Origin of the sequence: Blastococcus saxobsidens (assembly GCF_010682065.1) — a bacterium.
Classification (GTDB): domain Bacteria; phylum Actinomycetota; class Actinomycetes; order Mycobacteriales; family Geodermatophilaceae; genus Blastococcus; species Blastococcus saxobsidens_B.
Genome location: NZ_JAAGWG010000002.1, coordinates 178409 through 199550 on the forward strand (window position 1 = coordinate 178409; position 21142 = coordinate 199550).

Consider the following 21142-nt stretch of genomic DNA (forward strand, 5'->3'; position numbering starts at 1 on the left):
CGGAACGAGATCGTGGGAAACCACTGCAAGGAGCCGTTCGTGACCAGCACGCTCGAGAGCCCCGCCCCCGCGCAGCCCGGCGCCGTCCGGGAGGTGAGGACGGCGATCATCGGGTCCGGCTTCGCCGGTCTCGGCATGGCCATCGCGCTGAAGCGGCGCGGCGAGTCCGACTTCGTCCTCCTGGAGCGGGCCGACGACGTCGGCGGCACCTGGCGCGACAACACCTATCCGGGTGCGGCCTGCGACGTGCAGTCCAACCTCTACTCGTTCTCCTTCGCCCAGAACCCGGACTGGGGCCGGTCGTACTCCGAGCAGCCGGAGATCCAGGCCTACCTGCGCGGGGTGGCCGACCGCTTCGACGTCCGCCGGCACTGCGTCTTCGGCGCCGAGGTGACCGCCGCCCGCTGGGACGACACCGCCCAGCGCTGGCTGGTCTCGACCGCCGCCGGTGAGTTCAGCGCCCGCGTCCTGGTCTCCGCGGCCGGCGCGCTGGCCGACCCGACCTACCCCGACATCCCGGGGCTGGACTCCTTCGCCGGCACCGTCATGCACTCGGCCCGCTGGGACGACACCCACGACCTCACCGGCGAGCGCGTCGCCGTCATCGGCACCGGCGCCTCGGCGATCCAGGTGGTCCCGGCCATCCAGCCGATCGTCGGCAGCATGGCCGTCTACCAGCGCACCCCGGCCTGGGTGGTGCCGCGCACCGACCACCCGGTCAAGCCGTGGATGCGCCGCCTCTACAAGCTGGTCCCCGGCTTCCAGAACGCCGTCCGCGCGTTCCTCTACCTCTTCCGCGAGTTCCTGGTCATCGGGATGGCCAAGAACCGGCGGTTCCTCAAGCCCGTCGGCAAGCTGGCGAAGGCCCACCTGCACCGCCAGGTGCGCGATCCCAAGCTGCGCCGCGCGCTGACGCCGGACTACACGATCGGCTGCAAGCGGATCCTGATCAGCAACGACTACTTCCCCGCGGTCGCCGCCCCCAACGCCGAGCTGGTCACCGCCGGCATCCAGGAGGTCCGGCCGCACTCGGTCGTCGCCAGGGACGGCGTCGAGCGGCCGACGGACACGATCGTGCTCGCCACCGGCTTCCACGTCACCGACCTGCCGATCGCCGAGCGGATCCGCGGCCGCGACGGCCGCTCCCTGGCCGAGGTCTGGGCCGACGGCATGGTGAGCAACCGCAGCGCCGCCGTCGCCGGGTTCCCGAACATGTTCCTGCTGGTCGGCCCGAACGTCGGCGTCGGCCACACGTCGATGGTCTACATGATCGAGTCCCAGGTGGCCTACGTCGACGACGCGCTGAGGACGATGGACGCCGAGGGGCTCGCCGTGCTCGAGACCACCCCCGAGGCCCAGGAGGCGTGGCGCTCCCTGATCGCGGAGAAGTCGAAGGGCACCGTGTGGCTCGCCGGCGGGTGCGCCAGCTGGTACCTGGACAAGCACGGGCACAACACGACGCTGTGGCCGGACTTCACCTTCCGCTTCCGCAAGCTGACGCGGCAGCTGGACCGCGAGAACTACGTCGGCGTCCCCGCCGGCACCCAGAGCCAGGAGGTGGCCGCGTGACCGTCCCGACGCTGCTGCGCCAGGTCGCCGCGGTCCGCACCGCGGACGGCGCACTCATCCACGCCGTCGTCGACGGGTCCGACGACGCGCCGGTCACCCTCGTCCTCGCGCACGGCTGGACGCTGGCCCAGGCCGCCTGGGACGACGTCGCCGAGCTGCTCACCCCGCGCGTCGCCGCCGGCGAGCTGCGGCTGATCCGCTACGACCAGCGCGGGCACGGCCGCTCCACCTGGGGCCGCTACGCCGACGACGTCGCCGAGCTCTCCATCGACCAGCTCGGCGAGGACCTCGGCACGCTGATCGACGAGCTCGCCCCCTCCGGGCCCGTGGTGCTCGGCGGCCACTCGATGGGCGGCATGACGATCATGTGCCTGGCCGCGGCCCTCCCGGAGCTGTTCGGCGAGCGCGTGACGGGCGTGGCGCTGGTGTCCACGTCAGCCGGCGACCTGGCCCCGGCGGGGAAGAACCTGGCCGAGCGGCTGCAGCTGAAGCTCGCCCCGGGCATGGTCACCGTGGCGATCGGTGGCGCGCGGGCGTTCGAGCGGGTGCGCCAGCTGCTGCCGCCCACGCACCCTCGCCACCAGAAGCTCGTGCGCGAGCTCCTCTACGGCGCCGACGCCACCGACGAGATGGTGGTGACCGGGGCGGAGATCATGCACGCGTCGACGGTGCGGGCGTTCGCCGCCTTCTACCCGGCGCTCGGCCAGCACGACAAGCGCTCGGAGCTCGAGGCGCTGACGAACGTGCCGGTCGAGATCCTGGTCGGGGACAGCGACAAGCTCACCCCGAAGCGGCACAGCCGCCAGCTGGCCGAGGCCCTTCCCGGCGCGCGGCTGCAGATCGTCCCGCGCTCCGGCCACATGCTGCCCCAGGAGGGCGCCCCGCTGGTCGCCGAGGCGATCGAGCGGCTGCTCACCGCGGCGGCCGCCGGCCGGAGCGCCGCATGAGGGTTCGCCGGCGCCGATGACGGCGTCCTCCCGCCCCGAGCACCCCCGGCTGCGCCGCAGCGCCGGGGACCGGAGGGCGCAGCTGGTGCAGATCGGGCTGGAGCTGCTGCCGACGACGCCGGTGCAGGAGCTGACCATCGACGAGGTGGCGCGGCGGGCCGGCATCAGCCGCAGCCTGCTGTTCCACTACTTCGCGACCAAGCGGGAGTACTACACCGCCGTCACCCGTGCGGCGGCGGACGTGCTCCTCGAGCACCTCCTCCCCGCGCCCGGCACCCCGGCAGAGCAACAGGTCACCGGCATGCTCGACCGCTACGTCGGGTGGGTCGAGACGTTCCCCGAGAGCCACCTGGCCTTCGTGCGCGGCGCCGGCGGTGGCGACCCGTGGGTGTCGGAGGTGTACGAGGAGACGCGCGGAAAGCTGGTCGAGCTGGCGCTGACCACCCTCGAGCTGCCCGATGACGCGCTGCGCCGTCAGCTCGTGCTGGCCTGGTTCGCCTTCACCGAGGACCTGGTCGGCCAGTGGGTCGCGGAGCCCACGCTGCCCCGGACCGAGCTGCTCGGACTGCTGCGCGACGTCCTGGACCGGCTCGTCGCCCGCTGAACCGCTAGCCCGCCAAGGACGTCGGTGCGCGGTCGGCGGCCTCGTTGGCCGGCGGCTGCAGGGTGGCGACGACCTCGTTCGCGCTCGCCCCCGTGGCGTCCATCGACTTCTTCACGGTGGCGCCGTAGACGTCGACGTACTCCTGGCCCGACAGCGTCATGATCTCGTACATGATCTCGTCGGTGATCGAGCGCTCGACGAAGCGGTCACCGGCCAGGCCCTCGTAGCGGCTGAAGTCCAGCGGCTCGCCGAAGACGACCTTCACCCGGGTCAGCTTCTTGCCGAACGGGAGCTTTCGGCTGCTGTAGCACATGGCGACGGGGATGACCGGGCAGCCGGTCTCCAGCGCCATGCGGGCCACGCCGATCTTGCCCCGGAACAGGCGTCCGTCGGGTGAGCGGGTGCCCTCCGGGTAGATGCCCAGCAGCTTGCCCTCGTGCAGGGTGCCGATCCCGGTCTGGATCGCGTCCTCCGCGGCCGACGCGCTGGACCGGTCGATCGGCACCTGGCCGGCGCCGGTGAAGAACGCCCGCTGGAGGAACCCCTTCGCGCCCGTGCCGGTGAAGTACTCGGCCTTGGCCAGGAAGGTGACCCGCCGCTTGAGCTGAAGCGGCATGAAGATCCAGTCGGCGGCCGACAGGTGGTTGCTCGCCAGGATCGCTGCGCCCGTCGCGGGCACGTGCTCGGTGCCCTCGGCCTTCGGACGGAACACCACGCGCACCGCCGGGCCGATCGCGACGAACTTGAGGAACCAGTAGAACAACACGCCTCCCTCGGGGACTGCCAGACTAGGGAGCCTGGGGCTCGAATCACAATCGGGTGCCCACCGTGAGGTAGCTGACACCGGCGTCGAGCCGGACGCCGAGGAGGACCACCGTGCCCGGACCGACCCCTGTCCCCGAGGTCATGCCCGGCGCCGAGCCGTTCTCCTTCCCCGGGGGCGACGGCCCGGACGGGCGCACCGGCGTGCTGCTCGTGCACGGGTTCACCGGCACGCCGATGAGCATGCGGCCCTGGGGCGAGCACCTGGCCGCCGAGGGCTTCGCCGTCAGCTGCCCGCTGCTGCCCGGCCACGGCACCCGCTGGGAGGACTGCAACGCCAGCACCCACGACCAGTGGACCGGCACCGTCGAGGACGCCTTCGACGAGCTCGCCGGCCGGTGCGACCGGGTGTTCGTCGCGGGCCTGTCGATGGGCGGCACGCTGGCCACCCGCCTGGCCCAGGTGCGGCCGGACGACGTCGCCGGGCTGCTGCTGGTCAACCCGGCGCTGATGACCCAGCGGCTGGACGCCAAGCTGCTGCCGCTGATCGCCCGCCTCACCGGCAGCTGGGCGCCGATCGCCAGCGACATCAAGAAGCCCGGCGTCACCGAGCTGGCCTATCCGAAGCTGCCGACCCGGGCGATGATGCAGCTGCGCGGGCTCTGGGCCACCACCCGCGCCGAGCTGCCCCTGGTCACCGCGCCGACCATCGTCTTCCACAGCGCCGAGGACCACGTCGTCGAGCCGGTGAACAGCACGGTGCTGCTCGACGGGATCTCCAGCGCCGACACCGAGGAGGTCGTCCTCCGGGACAGCTACCACGTGGCCACCCTGGACAACGACGCCCCGCTGATCTTCGCCCGCTCGGCCGAGTGGATCCGGGCCCACGTGCGGGCCGGCGAACCCGACGCACCGCCGGCCGACCGCCGGTGACCGAGCGACGGGGGCGAGGCCGCCGCGACAACGGTCTGGACGCCACCCTCTGGAGCCCGGTGCGCGACGTGGACCCACGGGTCGGCGAGCACCTGCTCGACGTGCTCGAGGCCGCCGGGATCGCCGCCTACCTGGAGCCGGCCGCGGACGTCGCCCCGTACACCCGGTCGGTGTTCCTGCCCAGCCCGCCCTCGGACCGGTTGTTCGTCGACCGCACCCGGACCGCCGAGGCCCGCGGCCTGGTCGACCAGTACGCCGACGAGCACCCGGTGCCGCCGTCCCGGCCGGAGCCCCGCCCCCTGCGCCAGGACCTCGACCGGGACATCGACCGGGACACCGACCGGGACATCGACCAGGACGCCGAGTGGCGGCGCATCGTGGCCGCGTTCGAGGCCGAGCACGGGCGGACGGTCCTCGACGAGCAGCCCTCGGACGCCGCTGTTCCGCCGCCGGCGGAGATCCCGATCCTGGACCGGCCCGAGGAGCACTACGAGCCGCCACCGCCCCCGCCGCTGCCGGTGCCCGCCCCCGCCGTCCTGTACGCGGTGCTGCTCGTGCTCGCCGGCGTGCTGCTCATCGGCGCCCCCGAGGTGATCGGCCTCTCCGGTGACGCCGGGCTGGTCCTGGGCGTCGCGATCGTCGCCGGCGGTGCGGCCGTGCTGGTCTCGCGCATGCGGGAGCGGTCGGTCGACGACGGGGACGACGGCGCGGTCGTGTAGCGCCCCGGCCGCGGGCTACGGTGCGCGACGTGAGCAGCGTCACCGCCGTCGTCACCCTCACCGGCCACCTGATGGACACCGGGATCCTGGCCCGGGTGCTCGACGACGTCCTGGAGTACGGGGGCGACTACCGGATCACCGACCTCGACCTCGGCCGCGAGCACGAGGACGAGTCGACGGCGCTGATCGAGGTGCGGGCCGACGAGGCCGAGCGCCTCGACCGCATCCTCATGCGGGTGCAGGTGCACGGCGCCAACCCGATCGACCCCGGCACCGCCACCACCCGGCCGGCCCCGGCCGACGGTGTCTTCCCCGACGACTTCTACTCCACGACCAACCTCGACACCCTCGTGCGGCTGGACGGCGAGTGGCTCCGGGTCCGCCGCCCCGAGATGGACTGCGGGCTCGTGGTCACCGAGGAGGACGGGCGCTCCGTCGTCGACACGGTGCCGGTCAGCGACGTCCGGGCGGGCGACGCCGTGGTGTGCGGCGCCTCCGGCGTCCGGGTGGAGCTGCCGCCGGCCGCGCCGAAGGGCAGCGACGACGACTTCGGCTTCATGAGCTCGGCGGTGTCCAGCGAGAAGCCGCAGGCGCTGCTGGTGCGCCAGATCGCCGAGCGGATGCGGGAGGTCAAGGCCGAGGGCAGACGGATCCTCTGGGTCGGCGGCCCGGCGGTGGTGCACACCGGCGCCTCCCCGGCGATGGTGCGCCTGGTCCGCGCCGGCTGGGTCGACGTGCTGTTCGCCGGCAACGCCCTGGCCACGCACGACATCGAGTCGGCGCTGTTCGGCACCTCCCTGGGCGTGGACCTGGCCAAGGGATCGGGGGTCCCGCACGGCCACGAGCACCACATCCGGGCGATCAACACCATCCGGGCCGCGGGGTCGATCCGGGCGGCCGTCGACTCCGGCGTCCTCACCGGCGGCGTCATGCATGCGATGGTCGGGGCCGGCCGGCCGTTCGTGCTGGTCGGCTCGGTGCGCGACGACGGCCCGCTGCCCGACGTGCACACCGACGTGATCGACGGTCAGCGCGCCATGCGGGCCGAGCTGCACGACGTCGGTTTCGCCATCATGGTCGCCACGATGCTGCACTCCATCGCCACCGGGAACCTGCTGCCGGCGTCCGTCCCGCTGGTGTGCGTGGACATCAACCCGGCCACCGTCACCAAGCTCGCCGACCGCGGCAGCGCCCAGGCCATCGGCATCGTCACCGACATCGGCCTGTTCCTCGAGCACCTGGCCCGGGAGCTCTGCTGACCGGTCAGGCCTCGCCCTCCGCGACGGCCTTCCGCACGAGGTCGGCGGCGCCGACGATGCCGGCCTGGGCGCCCAGGGCCGCGGCGACCACGCGTGGTCCGGGGCGGAACCCGCGGCCGGGCAGCGCGCGGTCCAGCCGCTCGCGGGCCGGCCGCAGCACCATCTCGCCCAGCACGCTCACGCCGCCGCCGATGACGACCACCTCCGGGTCCAGCACCGCGGCGAGGTCGGCGATGCCCTGACCGAGCCAGTAGCCGACCTCGGTGACCAGCTCCAGGGCCAGCGGGTCGCCGTCGTAGGCGGCGCGCGCCACGTGCTCCCCGGTGAGTCGGTCGGGCTCGCAGTCCACCCGCTCGAGCAGCAGCGCGGCAGCCGCCGGTGACGTGCGCGCCACCTCCCGGGCGGTCTGGCCGAGCGCGGTGCCGCTGGCGTACTGCTCCCAGCAGCCGCGGTTGCCGCACGCGCACAGCCGCCCGTCGGGGACCACGCGCATGTGGCCCCACTCGCCCGCCACCCCGTGCGCACCGCGGCGGAGCCGGCCGTCGAGCACGATCCCGCCCCCGATGCCCGTGCCCAGGGTGATCATCAGCGCCAGGTCGGCGCCCCGGGCGGCGCCGTAGCGGTACTCGGCCCAGGCCGCGGCGTCCGCGTCGTTGCCCACCCACAGCGGCCGCTGCAACCGGGCGCCCAGGTCCTTGCGCAGGGTCGAGTTCCGCCAGGCGAGGTGCGGGCTGAACAGCACGGTGTCGCCGGTCCGGTCGAACCAGCCCGCGGCGCCGACACCGACGCCGACGACCTCGCCGTCGTGCCCCTCGGCCAGCTCCTCCACGACGGCGGCGATGGCGTCCTCGGTCTCGCTGACCGACGCTCCGGGGGTGGCCCGGCGCGCGGTGGCCAGGATCGTGCCGTCGGGCGCCACCAGCCCCCCGGCGACCTTCGTGCCGCCGATGTCGATGCCGAGCGCCGGCAGCTCCTGCGCGTCGCCGGCGGTCACGCGATGTCGATCCGCTGCGCCTGCGGCGGCGGCTCCTCCGCCCCGGCCGCGGGCTCGTCCTCCGCCTCGGGCGCCGGCTGCACGTGCTGGGCCGCGTCCGCGGCGAACGTCCGCAGGGCGGCGGCAGCGGTGGTGAGGACGTCGGCCAGCGCGGCGGTGACCTCCGGGCGCTCACCGCGGACGACCGCGGCGGCCTGGCACACCGGGCACCAGCGGCAGTCCGCCGCGTGGTCCGCGGAGGTGGCGGCGTCGGTCGGCTCGGGACCGCGGACGGCGTCGAGCAGACGCCGGGCCTGCTCGATCCAGTCGGCACCGGTCGTCATGAGGTCCTCCCCTCGGCGGCCAGGAGATCGGCCGGCCACTGCTGCGGATCCGGTCGGAAACTGACCTCGAGCCGCGCCTGCGCGCTCCCGGGGTCGGCGAGCCGTCCCCCGGTCACCTCGCACCGGCGCAGCAGCGAGTCCAGCCGCAACGAACGTCGATCCTCCCCCACGGCCACCACGAGGTCATCGCCCCACCGGGTCAGGGAGACCTGCGGCCGCTCGGCGAAGGGCAGCGGCACGGTCAGCTGCCAGCCGGTCTCGCCCCGCCGTGGCTCGGGGGCGGGCGTCCCGCCGGCCGTCGGCAGGTCCAGCCCCTCGACCAGCCCGAGCGCACGGGGCACGTCGGCCGGGTCGCCGGTGGCCTCCGGGACGGCGTGCACCGGCGCGAGCGCGCCCAGCCCGGCGACGGCGTCGTCCTGCTCCGCCGCCCGGTGCTCCCACCACTCCCCCGCACCTGCGGTGGGGAGGACGCGGGCGAGCACCGCCGCGGGCCGCAGACCGTGCAGGCCGAGCACCGTCGTGGCGCTGCGCAGCGCGCCGACGGCGGAGCTGCGGGCGGGGGCGGTCAACCAGACCGCGGTCCCGGTCGGATCGGCGAGCCGGTCACGGGCGAGCAGCCCCTCGACCACCGGGAGGACCGCCAGCGCGGCGTCGAGCGGCCCTCGCTTCACCGCGCCGGCGCCCACCGCCGCCGTGCGCACCGCGGCCAGCGCACGCACCGTCGGCGGCAGCGCCAGCCCGGTCCACCAGCGCAGCGCGGCCGGGAGGGCGAGCAGCCGCAGCGCGTCGTCCAGTGGTCCGGCGTCCACGACCACCAGGTCGGCCTCCGCGTCACCGAGCGCGGCGAGGAGGGCGAGCTCCTCGCTCCCCGGCAGGGGGACGACGGAGGTGGCCGGCGGCAGCGTCAGGTGCGGCGCCAGGCCGGCGAGCGCCCCGGAGTGCGCCGACCACAGGTCGGCCACCGCACGGGTGCCGGAGATGCGGCCGAGCTGCAGCCCGGGCTCGTCGTCCAGGCCCTGCACCGGGGAGGGCTGCCGGCCGAGCAGCAGTGTCGAGCGACCCGACCGGGCGGCGCGGACCGCGGCCGCGGCCGCCACCGTCGAGGAACCGGCGCCGCCCGGGCCGGTGACGAGCAGGGTGCGCACGCCGCTCAGCTCTCGACGCGCTTCTTGAGCTCCTTGAGGGCGGTGTCGAGGATGACCTTCTCCGCCTTGCGCTTGATCATGCCGAGCATCGGGATGGAGAGATCGATGGTGATCGAGTAGGTCACCTCGGTGCGCCCCCCGCTCTCGCTGAGCGTGTAGGAGCCCTCCTGCCGCTTCTGCATCTGGCCCTTGACGAGGGTCCAGGAGACGCGGCGGTCGTCGTCCCAGGTGTACTCGAGGACGTAGTCGTCCTTGACCGCACCGGCGTCGAGCACGAAGTGCACGCGGCGGGCGCGCCCGTCCTCGCCGCTCTCGAGCACCTCGACCTTCTTGGCGGCGGCGACCCACTGCGGATACGCGGGGAAGTCGGCGATGACCGCCATGACCTGGGCCGCGGGCGCCTCGACGACGATCGACTGGGTGGACTGGTCCGCCATGGCAGCAGGCTAGCCGCTCGGGGGCCACCAGGAGGGTCGGGGCCGAAGCTCGGCTACTCCCGGGTAGCTAGAGACGTTAGATTGACGCCGACGTCCCCGGGCCGGGGTCGCCGGCGACGGTGCCGGGCGACGGCCGGGGAGGAGAGGACCGGGCGTGCGCGAGTTCAGCGTTCCAGCGACCTACCAGGTCGGGGCCGACGAGGCCCTGACCGACATGCTCACCGCAAACGTGGCCGAGCACGGAGACGAGGTCGGGTTGCGGCGGCAGGTGGCCGGCCGGTGGACCGACGTCACCTGGGGTCAGTTCGGCGCCGAGGTCCGCGGCGTCGCCAAGGGGCTCATCGCCTCCGGCGTCGCCGCTGGTGACCGGGTCGCCCTCCAGGCCAAGACCCGCTACGAGTGGACCGTCCTGGACTTCGCGATCTGGACCGCCGGCGCCGTCGTCGTCCCGATCTACGAGACGTCCAGCGCCGACCAGGTCGCCTGGATCCTCGCCGATTCCGGGGCCACCGCCGCGGTCGTGGAGCGCGACGAGCACGCGGAGGCGATCGCCTCGGTGCGCGACCAGGCGCCGGACCTCAAGACCGTGCACGTCATCGACGACGGCGCGCTCGAGCAGCTGACCACCGCCGGCGCGGACGTGCCCGACAGCGAGCTGGAGGCCCGCCGGGCCACGCTGAACGCCGAGAGCGTCGCGACGCTGATCTACACCAGCGGCACCACCGGCCGGCCCAAGGGCTGCGAGCTCACGCACTCGAACTTCCTGTTCGAGATCGGCAACGGGATCACCCTGCTGGACCGCTTCATGAGCGTGCAGGGCTCGCTGCTGCTGTTCATCCCGCTGGCGCACGTCCTGGCCCGCGTCCTGCAGGTCGGCGCCGTCAAGAACCGCACCGTCATCGGGCACACCCCGGACGTGAAGAACCTGGTCGAGGACCTCGGCGAGTTCAAGCCGACCTTCGTCCTGGCCGTCCCCCGCGTGTTCGAGAAGGTCTTCAACCAGGCCAAGGCGAAGGCGGAGGGCGACGGCAAGGGCAAGATCTTCGACAAGGCGGCCCAGGTCGCCATCGACTGGTCGCGCGCCCAGGACACCGGCGGCGCCGGTCTCGGCCTGAAGGTGCAGCACGCCCTGTTCGACAAGCTCGTCTACGGCAAGCTGCGCGCCGCGCTCGGTGGCCGCTGCCTGGGCGCGATCTCCGGCGGCGCCCCGCTCGGCGAGCGGCTCGGCCACTTCTACCGCGGCATCGGCGTCACCGTCTTCGAGGGCTACGGCCTCACCGAGACCACCGCCGCCGCATCGGTCAACCACGACGAGGCGCTGCGCATCGGTACCGTCGGCCGGCCGCTGCCCGGTGTCGAGTTCCGGATCGCCGAGGACGGCGAGGTGCTCATCAAGGGCGGCATCGTGATGCGCGGCTACTGGCGCAACGAGGACGCCACGAAGGAGGCCATCGACTCCGACGGCTTCTTCCACACCGGCGACATCGGCGTGCTGGACGACGACGGCTTCCTCACGATCACCGGCCGCAAGAAGGAGATCCTGGTGACCGCGGGCGGCAAGAACGTCGCGCCCGCCGTCCTGGAGGACCAGATCCGGGCCCACCGGCTGGTCAGCCAGTGCATCGTCGTCGGCGACCAGCGCCCCTACATCGCCGCGCTGATCACCCTGGACGAGGAGGCCCTGCCGCAGTGGCTGGAGTCCAAGGGCAAGGACACCGGCCTCACCGCCGAGCAGCTGCGTGAGGACGCCGACGTGCTCGCCGAGATCGACTCCGCGGTGAAGGATGCGAACAAGGCGGTGTCCCAGGCCGAGGCCATCAAGAAGTTCACGGTGCTGGCGACCGACTTCACCGAGGACAACGGGATGCTGACGCCGAGCCTGAAGCTCAAGCGCAACGTGGTCATGAAGGAGTTCGGCTCCGAGGTCGACTCGCTGTACGCGCGCTAGACCTTCCCGACCTGAGCCCCGCCCCGCCTCGCGCGGGGCGGGGCTCAGTGCTTCTCCAGGAGCTCCGCGAACGTGGCGGCGATGGTCGTCCAGGACCACCGCCGCTCGACCCAGGCCCGGCCGGCCGTCCCCATGGCCCGGGCACGCGCCGGGTCGTCCAGGAGTCCGGCCAGCGCGCCGGCCACCGCCTCGGGTGACCGGGGGTCGACGACGTGGCCGGTGACGCCGTCGGCCACCGCCTCCGGCGCCCCACCCGACGTGCCGGCGACCACCGGGCGCCCGCAGGCCGCGGCCTCCAGGAACACCATCCCGAGCCCCTCGACGTCCAGCCCCCCGCGGCGGGTCCGGCAGGGCATGGCGAAGACGTCCCCTGCCGCGTAGTGCTGCGGCAGCTCGTCGGAGCCCACCGGCCCGGTCAGGACGACGGAGTCCTGCAGCCCCGCGGCGCCGACCGCGCGGCGCAGGGCCGCCTCGTCGGGGCCGCCCCCGACGAGGAGCAGCCGGGCACCGGGGTGCCGGGCGAGCACGCGGGGCCAGGCAGCCACGAGCACGTCCTGCCCCTTGCGGGCCACCAGTCGGGACACGCAGACCACCACGGGCGCGTCCCCGAGGCCCCACCGGCGGCGCACGGCGGTCCCGTCGACGTCCGGGGTGAACCGGTCGACGTCGACCCCGGGCGAGAGCTGGGCGAGCCGGGTGCGGTCGGCCAGCGCCGGGGCGAGCCGGTCGCGGGTGTACTCGCTGATGTAGGTGACGACGTCGAGCCCCGACGCGATCCGCTGCATCACCTGCCGGCTGCCCGGCAGGGCCACCCAGCCGGTCTCGTGCCCGTGGGTGGCGCCGACCAGGTGCCGGACGCCGGCCCGGCGCAGCTGCGGCGCCAGCAGCCCCAGCGGGGCGGCCGCCCCGAAGAACGCCGTGTCGCAGCCGAAGCGCTCGACCAGCTCGACCGCGGCGCGGGCCGTGCCGCGGGTGGGCAGCAGCATCCCGGTGGGCCGCCGGACCACCGGGTAGGGCAGCGCGGCGTCGTGCTCCGCCGAGCCCGGCGCGTCGGAGGCCAGGACGACCAGCGAGTCCGGCGGCCGGCGCTCCAGCAGCGCGGCCACGAAGGTCTGGATCCCGCCCTGCCGTGGGGGGAAGTCGTTGGTGACGACGAGGGTGCGGCTCACCCCTCCTCCAGCCGCTGCCAGTCCTGGGCCAGCGCGATCCGCTGGGCGGCCGTGGGGTGGCTGCCGAAGTACCAGTGCCAGGCGGCCGGCGGATCGGGGTCGCCGAGGTTGGTCGTCGAGAGCCGGCGCTGCATGGCGATGAACGCCTCGGGATCCCGCGTCAGGTCCAGCGCGTGCACGTCGGCGCGCGCCTCGATCTGCCGGGAGACCAGGTTCTGCAGCGGGGTGCCCAGCAGCCCGCCGACGGAGACGAGGAGCAGCAGCAGGGGCACCACGCGGGGGTCGCCGGGAGCCTCCGCGCCGGCGCGGCGCAGCAGCGGCGCCCAGGACAGCAGCCAGCCGAGCAGGGCGGTCGCGGCGCCGGCTCCCAGCGCGCCCATGAGCGTGCCGGTGAGGACGTCGTCGTTGGCGACGTGACCGAGCTCGTGGGCCACGATGGCCTCGATCTCGGCGTCGGGCAGCCGGTCGAGGAGCGTGTCGTAGACGACCACCCGGCGGGTCGAGCCGAACCCCGAGACGTAGGCGTTGAGCGCCGTCGTCCGGCGGGAGGCGTCGGACACCAGGACGTCCTGGACCGGGGTGCCGTTCTCCTCGGCCAGGGCCAGCAGGTCGCTGCGCAGCTCGCCCGCCGGCAGCGGCTCGAACCGGTTGAAGGCCGGCTCGATGACCACCGGGTAGAGGAAGGAGCCCACCACCACCAGCGTCGCGGCCGCCAGGCCGGACCAGGCCCACCAGGTCCGCGGTGCTCGGCGGACGAGCCACAGGAAGGCCAGCACGACCAGCGTCGTCAGCACCGCGCTGATCGCCAGCGACACGGCGACGTCGCGCAGCCACAGGCCCCAGCCGCGGGTGGAGAGGCCGTAGCGGTGCCGGACCACCTCGGCGTAGGCCGACACCGGCAGCGTGACCAGGCGGCCGACGACGACCAGCGCCGGCACACCGAGCAGCACCTGCCCGGCCCACCGACCGCGCAGTGGGGCTCCCGCGGCCTGCACGAGCCGCGCGCCGAGGCGGGTCAGACCCAGCAGGGCGGAGGCGGCGAGCCCCAGCGAGATCGAGACCAGCGACGCCGGCCGTAGCGCCCCGGCGAACTCCTCGGCGCGCGCCACCTGGTCGGCGTCCAGCCCCGCCGTCGGGTCCGGCGCGGTGCGGCCACCCGGCGGCACGGGCAGCACGTCCCAGGGCGTCCGGAGGACGACGACGAGCAGGGCGGCAACCCCGAGGAGCAGCGCCACGGCGAGCGCGGTGCGAGCTCCTGACCGCCCGCCTCGCCGCACCCGACCGATCCTAGTGAGCCCCTCGGGCCGGGGTCCGGCCACCGGACGACGCCGGGCCGGTGACCCCGTCAGGGATCACCGGCCCGGCGTCGGTCGGGGGTCGTCAGCCGGCGATGCGGCGGGCGCTGTTGTAGTTCGGCATCGAGTCCAGGCTCGCGACCTTGACCGGCTGGCCGGAGGTCGAGGCGTGCACCATCTGGCCGTTGCCGATGTACATGCCCACGTGGCTCACCGGGCTGTAGAAGAACACCAGGTCGCCGGGCTGCAGGGCGCTGCGCGAGACCGGCGTGCCCGTCTGCGACTGCGACTTGCTCGAGTGCGGGAGGCTCACGCCGGCCGCCGCGTAGGCGTAGGACGTCAGACCCGAGCAGTCGAAGGCGTTCGGGCCGCCGGCACCCCAGACGTAGGGGTCGCCGACCTGGGCCAGCGCGGTGTTCACGGCCACCTGGGCGGCCGAGCTGGCCGCGACGACGCTGGTGGGCGCGGGCGCGGGCTGGGTGTCCCCGCCGTGCGCCCGGGCCACCTCGGCCTGCTGCGGCGCGCTGAGCCGGTCGTACTGGCGCTGGTACTCGGCGATCCTCGACTCGAGCTCCCGCTGCTGCTCGGCGATCTCGTCGACCGCGCGCTGCGCCTCGGCCGTGGCCTCGTCCGCGGCGTCGCGGGAGGCCTCGGCCTCGTCGGCGACCAGGGACACCTCGCCGAGCACCTCGTTGGTGTGGCCGGCGATGGCGTCGAGGGTGCCCAGCTGGGAGACCATCTCGTCGGCGGAGCCGCTGGTCAGCAGCACGTCGAGCTGCGAGACGCTGCCGCCGGTGTAGGCGATGCGGGCGAGCTGGCGGATCTGCCCGTCGAGGGCGTCCAGGCGCCCCTCGGCGGCTTCCGCGGCCTCGGCGGCCTCGCGGACGTCGCTCCGGTGGCGCTCGAGGACGACCTTCGCCTCGTTGAGCTTCTCGGTGACGATCTCCAGCTCGTGGCTGGCCTCGGCGACCTGAGCGGCGGCCTGGTCGGCGGTGACCGCGTCGCCGGGCACGGCCGAGGCGGTGCCGGGGAGGACGGTCAGGGTCAGCGCGGCGGTGGCGCCGACGAGGAGTGCGGAGCGCAGCGGGCCGAAACGGCGGGCACGGGTGCCGGCCTGGCGATCGGTGTGCAGCTGTGCGCGGGCATGCGTGAGTGGGGCGTGAGGGGTCGCCACGTGCGGCGGCTCTCCATTTCTTCCGCTACGACCGCCTACCGAGTTAGCTGACGGGTTCGGGCTGGGAAGACTGGCCCTATCCCCCGGGCCGGCGAGCCGGCCGCGGGAGAACTCACCCCAGAACTGCGGTGGGTCCCCGGTTCACCTCGGGCGCCGGTACTGCGCGCCGTGCGGTGATTAGGCGGTGAACGGTCGAGGTCACCCCTCTGCGGATGACGACCGCCCGACCGAACGGCGACGACCCTACGACCGTGACAAAGGCGTGACAAATGGAGGGGCGTGATACGTGTGTGACGAACATCCCGCCCCACTGGGCGCGCCTGCGCCGTGGTAGGGGTCTCGGGGTGTAGGGGCGGCGGACGCCACGGACGGGCCCGCGGTCAGCCGATCCGGCGTCCGCGCGACCCGTCGCCGCCCTCGTCCACGGCGCCGTCCCGGTGCCGCAGCGGCGGCACCAGGCCCCCGTCGGCCAGCGCCCGCACGGCCCGGCGCTCGACGTCGTCGAACTCCACGACCACGCCGGGCGGCGGGACGACGGCGTCCTCCGCCGTGGCTCCGGCGCCGGGTCGGGCACGGCCGGTCATCGGGACCACCACCACCGGGTCCACCCCCTGCCATCCCGGTGGGGCACCCAGCAGGACGGTGACGACGCAGTCGGCGCAGCCGGTCCCCCGGACGGTGCAGGTGTCGCAGTCGATGAGCATCGCTTCTCTCCTCCGTGAGTCGCTGCGCACGCTAGGAGGACCCACCGACATTTCCGGCCCGACCGCGTCCGGCCGCGGCGCTCACGTCCCCGCGTATTCCCAGTGCCACGGCTCCTCGCGGCCGTTGCCCTGGTCGGCCCAGGTCGGGTGCAGGAAGCCGAACCGGCCCGCGTTCGCCACCATCCAGGCGTACTGCGGGGTGCCGAAGGTCTGGATCCCGCCGCACAGGTCCACGGCCAGCCCCCAGCCGTGGTTGCTGGTCCCGGGCACGGCCGCCAGGGCCGGCTTCTCCCCGAACAGGCGCACCTGGCTGCTGTAGGTCCGGTAGGAGTCGGTGATGCAGATCGGTCCGCCGAACTGGGCGGCGTAGGCCGCGGACAGGGCCCGGTAGGCAGCCGCCGCGTCGCAGCGCAGCGAGTGCCCGGCGACGCCCAGCGGGCACATGGCGCTCGGCGGGATCAGCCCGTTCGGATAGCCACCCCAGGACCGGGCGCCGTCGTAGCTGGGCGGGTAGACGGTGTTGCCGCACTCCATGCGCAGCGCTCCCCCGGCCGGTCCGGGGACGTCGGCGGCCGGCCGCTGCGGCAGGCTCGGCCGGCCGATGCCCAGCACCTGGTCCCCCGGCAGCTTCCGCACCACCACGGCACCGGCCCGGCCGTCGGCCGCCAGCATCGTGCCCGGGTCCAGCGCGAGGCCCACGTGCCCGAGCCCGGACTCACCCGTCCCCAGGAAGACCAGGTCCCCGGGGAGCACGTCGGCCGGCTCCACCGGGGTGGTGACGGCGAACAGCTCCCCCTGCGTCCCGGGGAGCGAGATGCCGGCCTGGCCGTACACCGACTGCACGAGCGTGCCGCAGTCCCAGGCGTCGGGGCCGGCGGTCCCGGGCGCGTAGGGCCGGCCGAGGGCCTCCATGGCCCCGCTCACCGCGGTCACCGTCTCCGCCGGCAGCACGAGGAGCGAGCTGGGCTGACCCGGGAGCTGCGCCGCGCCCGGCTGCGCCCCGCCACGGGCCGAGGCCACCGGCACCAGCCGCTCCGGCAGGGCCCGCTCCGGGGCGCGCAGGTCCGCGGCCGGCAGCGCCGCGAGCCCCGCGGTGGCCAGCTGCTCCACGTAGGCGCGCCAGTTCGCCGCCGTCCGCTCGTTGACGTCCACCTGCTCCTGCTGCAACGCGGCCAGCTGCCCGTCGACGACCTCCAGGGCCTCGTCCAGCTCCGCGGTGACCGCGTCGGCCGCCGACTCGAGCTCGGCCACCCGCGCGTCCACCTCGGCGGCGCGGGCCGACGCCTCGTCCAGGGCGGCCCGCGCCCGCGCCGCCTCGTCCAGCGACGCGCGGCGGAAGGACTCGGCGACGCCGATGATCTCCGCGGCGTGCGCGTCCACCGCCTCCAGGAAGCCCAGGCCGGCCAGCACGTCGGCCGGGTCCCCGCCGCCGAGCAGCAGCGTCAGCGGGGTCAGCGCCCCGCGGTCCCGGTACACGGCGGCGGCGTAGCTCGCGACCTCCCGCTGGTGGACCGACAGCTCCCCCTCCGCGTCCGCGAGGACCGCCTGCGCCTCCTCGACCGCCCGGCGCGCCTCGGCCTGCGCCTCGCGGGCGGCGACGACGTCGGCCTGCTGCGCGCGGAGGTCCTCCTGCACCTCGGCCGCCCGCTGCTGGAGGCGGTCCAGGGCCCGGCTGTCGAGGACGCCGGTCGTGCCACCCGGCTGGTCGCTGGGTGCGGCCCCCGCAGGCGACGAGGGCGCGACCGCCAGCACCAGCGCGGCCAGCGCCACCGCCCCGATCCGGCACCCCGCCGGCACGGACGGGCGCGACCAGGAGCGCGCGATCATTCCGACCACCTTCACCAGTCGGGGCGGACCGCCCGGTTCGCGGCCGCCACCGGCACGAATGGTGTCCTGCCCGGGTCGGGAGTGCCAGACGGGACGCGCCCGGTGGCAGGGGAAACCCCCGGACGGGGGGAGGTCGCGACCGGCGCGCGTCCCCGGGAGTGTCAGCACCCGCACCTAGCGTCCGCCCCGTGCCACCCGCTCCCGCCCCGCCGCGCTACCAGCAGGTCTCCATCGAGGAGGTGGGGACGCCGCTGTCCCAGGTGACCTTCGTCGTGGTCGACCTGGAGACGACGGGCGGCTCACCCAAGGACTGCGCGATCACCGAGATCGGCGCGGTGAAGGTCCGCGGCGGCCAGGTGGTCGGCGAGTTCCAGACCCTGGTCGACCCCGGCCACGAGATCCCCCCGTACATCAGCGTGCTGACCGGGATCACGACGGCGATGGTCGCCGCGGCACCCCGGATCGCCTCGGTGCTGCCCGCCTTCCTCGAGTTCGCCCGCGGCGCCGTCCTGGTGGCGCACAACGCGCCCTTCGACCTCGGCTTCCTCAAGGCCGCGTGCGCCGGATCCGGCATCGTCTGGCCGGCCACCGCCTCGGTCGACACCGCCGTCCTCGCCCGGCGGCTGCTCAGCCGCGACGAGGTGCCCAACTGCAAGCTCGGCACGCTCGCGCCGTTCTTCTCGGCCACCACCTCCCCCACGCACCGGGCGCTCGACGACGCCCGCGCCACCGTCGACGTGCTGCACGGGCTGTTCGAGCGGCTGGGCCCGCTGGGCGTGACGACGCTGGAGGAACTGACCGGCATCACCCGGCAGATCGACCCCGAGCGCCGTCGCAAGCGCCACCTGGCCGACGACGTGCCGCACGGGCCGGGCGTGTACGTCTTCCGCGGTCCGCGGGACGAGCCCCTCTACGTCGGCACCTCGACCGACCTCCGCACCCGGGTGCGCAGCTACTTCTCCTCCAGCGAGCAGCGCAGCCGGATCACCGAGATGGTCGGCCTGGCCCAGCGGGTCGACGCCATCCCGTGCGCCCACGCGCTGGAGGCCGCGGTGCGCGAGCTGCGGCTGATCGCCGAGCACAAGCCGCGGTACAACCGCCGCTCCCGCTTCCCCGAGCGCGCCCTGTGGGTGCGGCTCACCGAGGAACCGTTCCCCCGGCTCTCGGTCGTGCGCCGGGTCCGTCCCGGCGCGGGCGTGTTCCTCGGCCCGTTCCCCGATCGCCGGGCGGCCGACTCCGCGGTCGCCGCCGTCCACGAGTCCCTGCCGCTGCGGCAGTGCACCGCCCGCCTCTCGCCCCGCACACCCACCAGCGCCTGCGTGCTCGCGGGCATGGGCCGGTGCGGCGCGCCGTGCACCGGCGCCCAGACGGTCGTGGAGTACGCCGACGTCGCCGCGGTGTTCGCGGCCGCCGTGACCCACGACCCCCGCCCGCTCGTTGCCCCGCTGCTGGCCCGGGTCGACCGCCTGGCGGCGGAGGAGCGGTACGAGGACGCCGCCGTGCTCCGTGACCGGGTCGCCGTGCTCGTCCGGGCCCTGCGTCGCCGCCAGCGGCTGGAATCCCTGGCCGCGGTACCGGAGCTCGTGCTCGCCCGCCCCGACGGCGAGGGTGGCTGGGAGCTCTCCGTCGTCCGGTTCGGCCGCCTGGTGTCCGCGGGGTGCGCCCCGCGCGGGACGACGGTGCGCAGCGTCCTGGCCGCGTTGCTGGCGACCGCGGAGACGCTGCCGGGCACCGACGGCGCCCCGACGACGTCGGTCGACGAGACCGAGCTCGTGCTGCGCTGGCTGGAGAAACCCGGCACCCGGCTGGTGCAGCTGACCGGGACGCTGGCCAGCCCCGCCCCCGGCACCGGCGCCTTCAGCGGCTTCCTCGGCCAGGTCGAGGCCGGCCGCGCCGGTTCCGATCCCTTCGGCGACTCCCGGTCGCTGGGCACGCGCGCCCGCCCGGAACGGATAGCATCGCCGGCGTGATCACCGCCATCGTGATGATCGACGCCGCGACCGACTCGATCGCCGAGGTGGCGCAGGCCGTCGCAGAGCTCGACGGGGTCAGCGAGGTCTACTCCGTCGCGGGCGAGGCCGACCTGATCGCCATCGTCCGCGTCCGCGAGTTCGAGCAGGTCGCCCAGGTGATCGCCGGACGCATCAACAAGGTGCCCGGCGTCGTCGACACCGACACCCACATCGCCTTCCGCGCCTACTCCAGGCACGACCTCGAGGCCGCGTTCTCGATCGGCTTCGACACCGCCGACTGAGCCGCGCGGGGCTCAGCCCTGCGCCGGGGCCACCTCGCGGCTGACCGCGATCCAGCGGTCGAGCAGCGCCGCCGCCCGCCCGTCGTCGATCGCCGCCGCCGCGCGCTCCAGGCCGGCCGCGAGCGCGTCGTGCAGGCGCACCGCCCGCTCGTCGAAGGCCGCCAGCGCTGCGGCCGCGTTCAGCAGCACCGCGTCGCGCACCGCCCCGCGCTCGCCGTCCACGAGGCGGCGGAAGACGTCGGCGTTGGCGCGGGCGTCGCCACCGCGCAACGCGTCGGGCGCCGGGGCCTCGATGCCCAGCGCCGAGGGGTCCACCCGGTCGGGCTCGACGGCGCCGTCCCGCACGACCCACACCGACGACGTGGTGGCGGTGGTCAGCTCGTCCAGGCCGTCGTCGCCGCGGAAGACCAGCGCCCGCATGCCACGCCGGGCCAGCACGTCGGCCATGACCGGCGCCATGCGCGAGTCGGCACAGCCGATCGCCGCCGCCACCGGGCGCGCCGGGTTGGTCAGCGGCCCGAGGAAGTTGAACACCGTCGCGATGCGCATCTCCCGCCGTGCGGGGCCGGCGTGCCGCATGCCCGGGTGGAAGACGGGGGCGAAGAAGAACCCGATGCCCGCCGCGGTGACGCAGTGCGCCACGCCGTCGGCCGGCAGGTCGATCACGACGCCCAGCTCCTCCAGCACGTCGGCGGCCCCGGAGGACGACGACGCAGCGCGACCACCGTGCTTGGCCACCGGCACGCCGGCGGCGGCCGTGACGACGGAGGCCATCGTCGAGATGTTCACCGTGTGCGCGCCGTCGCCACCGGTGCCGACGATGTCGACGCAGTCCATGGCCAGCCGGACCGGCGTCGCCTGCTCCAGCATCTCCGCCGCCAGCCCGGCGACCTCGGCGGCCGATTCCCCCTTGGCGCGCAGCGCGACGGCGAAGGCGGCCACCTGCACCGGGGTCGCCTCCCCCGTCATGACCTCGCGCATCGCCCAGCGGGCGTCGTCGGCGGTCAGGTCCTCCCGGGCGAGCAGGCGGTTGAGCAGTGCCGGCCAGGTGGGCGCACCGGTGGAGGCGGGAGCCACCG

20 protein-coding genes and 1 riboswitch are annotated in these 21142 nt (G+C 74.7%); of the genes, 9 read left to right on the forward strand and 11 right to left on the reverse strand.

Annotated elements, in window-relative coordinates:
• Window positions 1-39: 39 nt before the first annotated feature.
• Genes GCU60_RS01940 through GCU60_RS01950 form a run of 3 tightly spaced genes read left to right on the forward strand, consistent with a single transcriptional unit; the run spans window position 40 to window position 3120 of the window.
• Window positions 40-1569, forward strand: coding sequence for an NAD(P)-binding domain-containing protein (locus GCU60_RS01940; protein ID WP_163201933.1), 1530 nt, complete (start codon window positions 40-42; stop codon window positions 1567-1569).
• Entirely contained in the window at window positions 1566-2516 is a 951-nt protein-coding gene (locus tag GCU60_RS01945; protein ID WP_163201934.1) for an alpha/beta fold hydrolase, read from the forward strand. Before GCU60_RS01940 ends, GCU60_RS01945 begins: the two co-directional genes overlap by 4 nt.
• A 16-nt stretch (window positions 2517-2532) precedes the next feature.
• Entirely contained in the window at window positions 2533-3120 is a 588-nt protein-coding gene (locus GCU60_RS01950; protein WP_163201935.1) for a TetR/AcrR family transcriptional regulator, read from the forward strand.
• A 4-nt stretch (window positions 3121-3124) separates the two neighbouring features.
• Here the strand turns inward: GCU60_RS01950 and GCU60_RS01955 are convergent, their stop codons facing one another.
• Window positions 3125-3886 (reverse strand): lysophospholipid acyltransferase family protein, encoded by a 762-nt coding sequence (locus GCU60_RS01955; RefSeq protein WP_345770327.1) that lies wholly within the window; start codon window positions 3884-3886, stop codon window positions 3125-3127.
• 110 nt (window positions 3887-3996) lie between these two features.
• Here GCU60_RS01955 and GCU60_RS01960 point away from each other — a divergent pair, with 110 nt between their 5' ends.
• From GCU60_RS01960 to GCU60_RS01970, 3 genes are read left to right on the forward strand one after another with little or no spacing between them, the layout of a single operon-like run.
• Window positions 3997-4815: an alpha/beta hydrolase gene (locus GCU60_RS01960; RefSeq protein WP_345770328.1), complete on the forward strand. Its 819-nt coding sequence runs from the start codon at window positions 3997-3999 to the stop codon at window positions 4813-4815.
• On the forward strand, window positions 4812-5534 hold the full coding sequence (locus tag GCU60_RS01965) for a hypothetical protein (RefSeq protein WP_163201936.1): 723 nt from the start codon (window positions 4812-4814) through the stop codon (window positions 5532-5534). The genes GCU60_RS01960 and GCU60_RS01965 overlap by 4 nt, the downstream gene beginning before the upstream one ends.
• Before the next feature lie 29 nt (window positions 5535-5563).
• Entirely contained in the window at window positions 5564-6793 is a 1230-nt protein-coding gene (locus GCU60_RS01970; RefSeq protein ID WP_163201937.1) for a TIGR00300 family protein, read from the forward strand.
• A gap of 4 nt (window positions 6794-6797) precedes the next feature.
• On the opposite strand, the gene GCU60_RS01975 is transcribed toward GCU60_RS01970, so the two are convergent.
• From GCU60_RS01975 to GCU60_RS01990, 4 genes are read right to left on the reverse strand one after another with little or no spacing between them, the layout of a single operon-like run.
• Complete coding sequence (locus tag GCU60_RS01975) at window positions 6798-7787, reverse strand: ROK family glucokinase (protein ID WP_163201938.1); 990 nt, start codon at window positions 7785-7787, stop codon at window positions 6798-6800.
• Window positions 7784-8110, reverse strand: a complete 327-nt coding sequence (locus GCU60_RS01980; RefSeq protein WP_163201939.1) for a hypothetical protein — start codon at window positions 8108-8110, stop codon at window positions 7784-7786. Before GCU60_RS01980 ends, GCU60_RS01975 begins: the two co-directional genes overlap by 4 nt.
• The gene (locus tag GCU60_RS01985) at window positions 8107-9255 is read right to left on the reverse strand and encodes an ArsA-related P-loop ATPase (RefSeq protein ID WP_163201940.1); all 1149 of its coding nucleotides are present in this window, start codon (window positions 9253-9255) and stop codon (window positions 8107-8109) included. Before GCU60_RS01985 ends, GCU60_RS01980 begins: the two co-directional genes overlap by 4 nt.
• Before the next feature lie 5 nt (window positions 9256-9260).
• Window positions 9261-9692 carry an SRPBCC family protein gene (locus GCU60_RS01990; RefSeq protein ID WP_163201941.1) on the reverse strand — a complete coding sequence of 144 codons (432 nt, stop codon included), beginning with the start codon at window positions 9690-9692 and terminating at the stop codon, window positions 9261-9263.
• Window positions 9693-9846: 154 nt separating this feature from the next.
• Here GCU60_RS01990 and GCU60_RS01995 point away from each other — a divergent pair, with 154 nt between their 5' ends.
• On the forward strand, window positions 9847-11640 hold the full coding sequence (locus GCU60_RS01995; RefSeq protein ID WP_163201942.1) for an AMP-binding protein: 1794 nt from the start codon (window positions 9847-9849) through the stop codon (window positions 11638-11640).
• A 44-nt stretch (window positions 11641-11684) separates the two neighbouring features.
• Here the strand turns inward: GCU60_RS01995 and GCU60_RS20020 are convergent, their stop codons facing one another.
• The 5 genes from GCU60_RS20020 to GCU60_RS20865 all read right to left on the reverse strand — a co-directional run bounded on the left by GCU60_RS20020 (window position 11685) and on the right by GCU60_RS20865 (window position 17809).
• A complete protein-coding gene (locus GCU60_RS20020) occupies window positions 11685-12809 on the reverse strand; it encodes a glycosyltransferase (protein ID WP_163201943.1) in 1125 nt (374 codons plus the stop codon).
• Window positions 12806-14086: a M48 family metalloprotease gene (locus tag GCU60_RS20860; RefSeq protein WP_163201944.1), complete on the reverse strand. Its 1281-nt coding sequence runs from the start codon at window positions 14084-14086 to the stop codon at window positions 12806-12808. The genes GCU60_RS20020 and GCU60_RS20860 overlap by 4 nt, the downstream gene beginning before the upstream one ends.
• A 103-nt stretch (window positions 14087-14189) precedes the next feature.
• Window positions 14190-15278 (reverse strand): NlpC/P60 family protein, encoded by a 1089-nt coding sequence (locus GCU60_RS02010; protein ID WP_163201945.1) that lies wholly within the window; start codon window positions 15276-15278, stop codon window positions 14190-14192.
• 17 nt (window positions 15279-15295) lie between these two features.
• Window positions 15296-15472: riboswitch (cyclic di-AMP (ydaO/yuaA leader) on the reverse strand.
• Between the two features lie 186 nt (window positions 15473-15658).
• Window positions 15659-15982 carry a hypothetical protein gene (locus tag GCU60_RS02015; protein ID WP_163201946.1) on the reverse strand — a complete coding sequence of 108 codons (324 nt, stop codon included), beginning with the start codon at window positions 15980-15982 and terminating at the stop codon, window positions 15659-15661.
• Between the two features lie 81 nt (window positions 15983-16063).
• On the reverse strand, window positions 16064-17809 hold the full coding sequence (locus GCU60_RS20865; protein ID WP_163201947.1) for a D-alanyl-D-alanine carboxypeptidase family protein: 1746 nt from the start codon (window positions 17807-17809) through the stop codon (window positions 16064-16066).
• A gap of 188 nt (window positions 17810-17997) precedes the next feature.
• Here GCU60_RS20865 and GCU60_RS02025 point away from each other — a divergent pair, with 188 nt between their 5' ends.
• Together GCU60_RS02025 and GCU60_RS02030 are read left to right on the forward strand one after the other, a co-directional pair.
• A complete protein-coding gene (locus GCU60_RS02025) occupies window positions 17998-19779 on the forward strand; it encodes a DEDD exonuclease domain-containing protein (RefSeq protein WP_163201948.1) in 1782 nt (593 codons plus the stop codon).
• Entirely contained in the window at window positions 19776-20063 is a 288-nt protein-coding gene (locus tag GCU60_RS02030) for an Lrp/AsnC ligand binding domain-containing protein (RefSeq protein WP_163201949.1), read from the forward strand. The genes GCU60_RS02025 and GCU60_RS02030 overlap by 4 nt, the downstream gene beginning before the upstream one ends.
• Window positions 20064-20075: 12 nt before the next feature.
• Here GCU60_RS02030 and trpD read toward each other — a convergent pair whose 3' ends face one another.
• On the reverse strand, window positions 20076-21140 hold the full coding sequence (trpD, locus tag GCU60_RS02035) for an anthranilate phosphoribosyltransferase (protein ID WP_345770329.1): 1065 nt from the start codon (window positions 21138-21140) through the stop codon (window positions 20076-20078).
• Window positions 21141-21142: the final 2 nt, after the last annotated feature.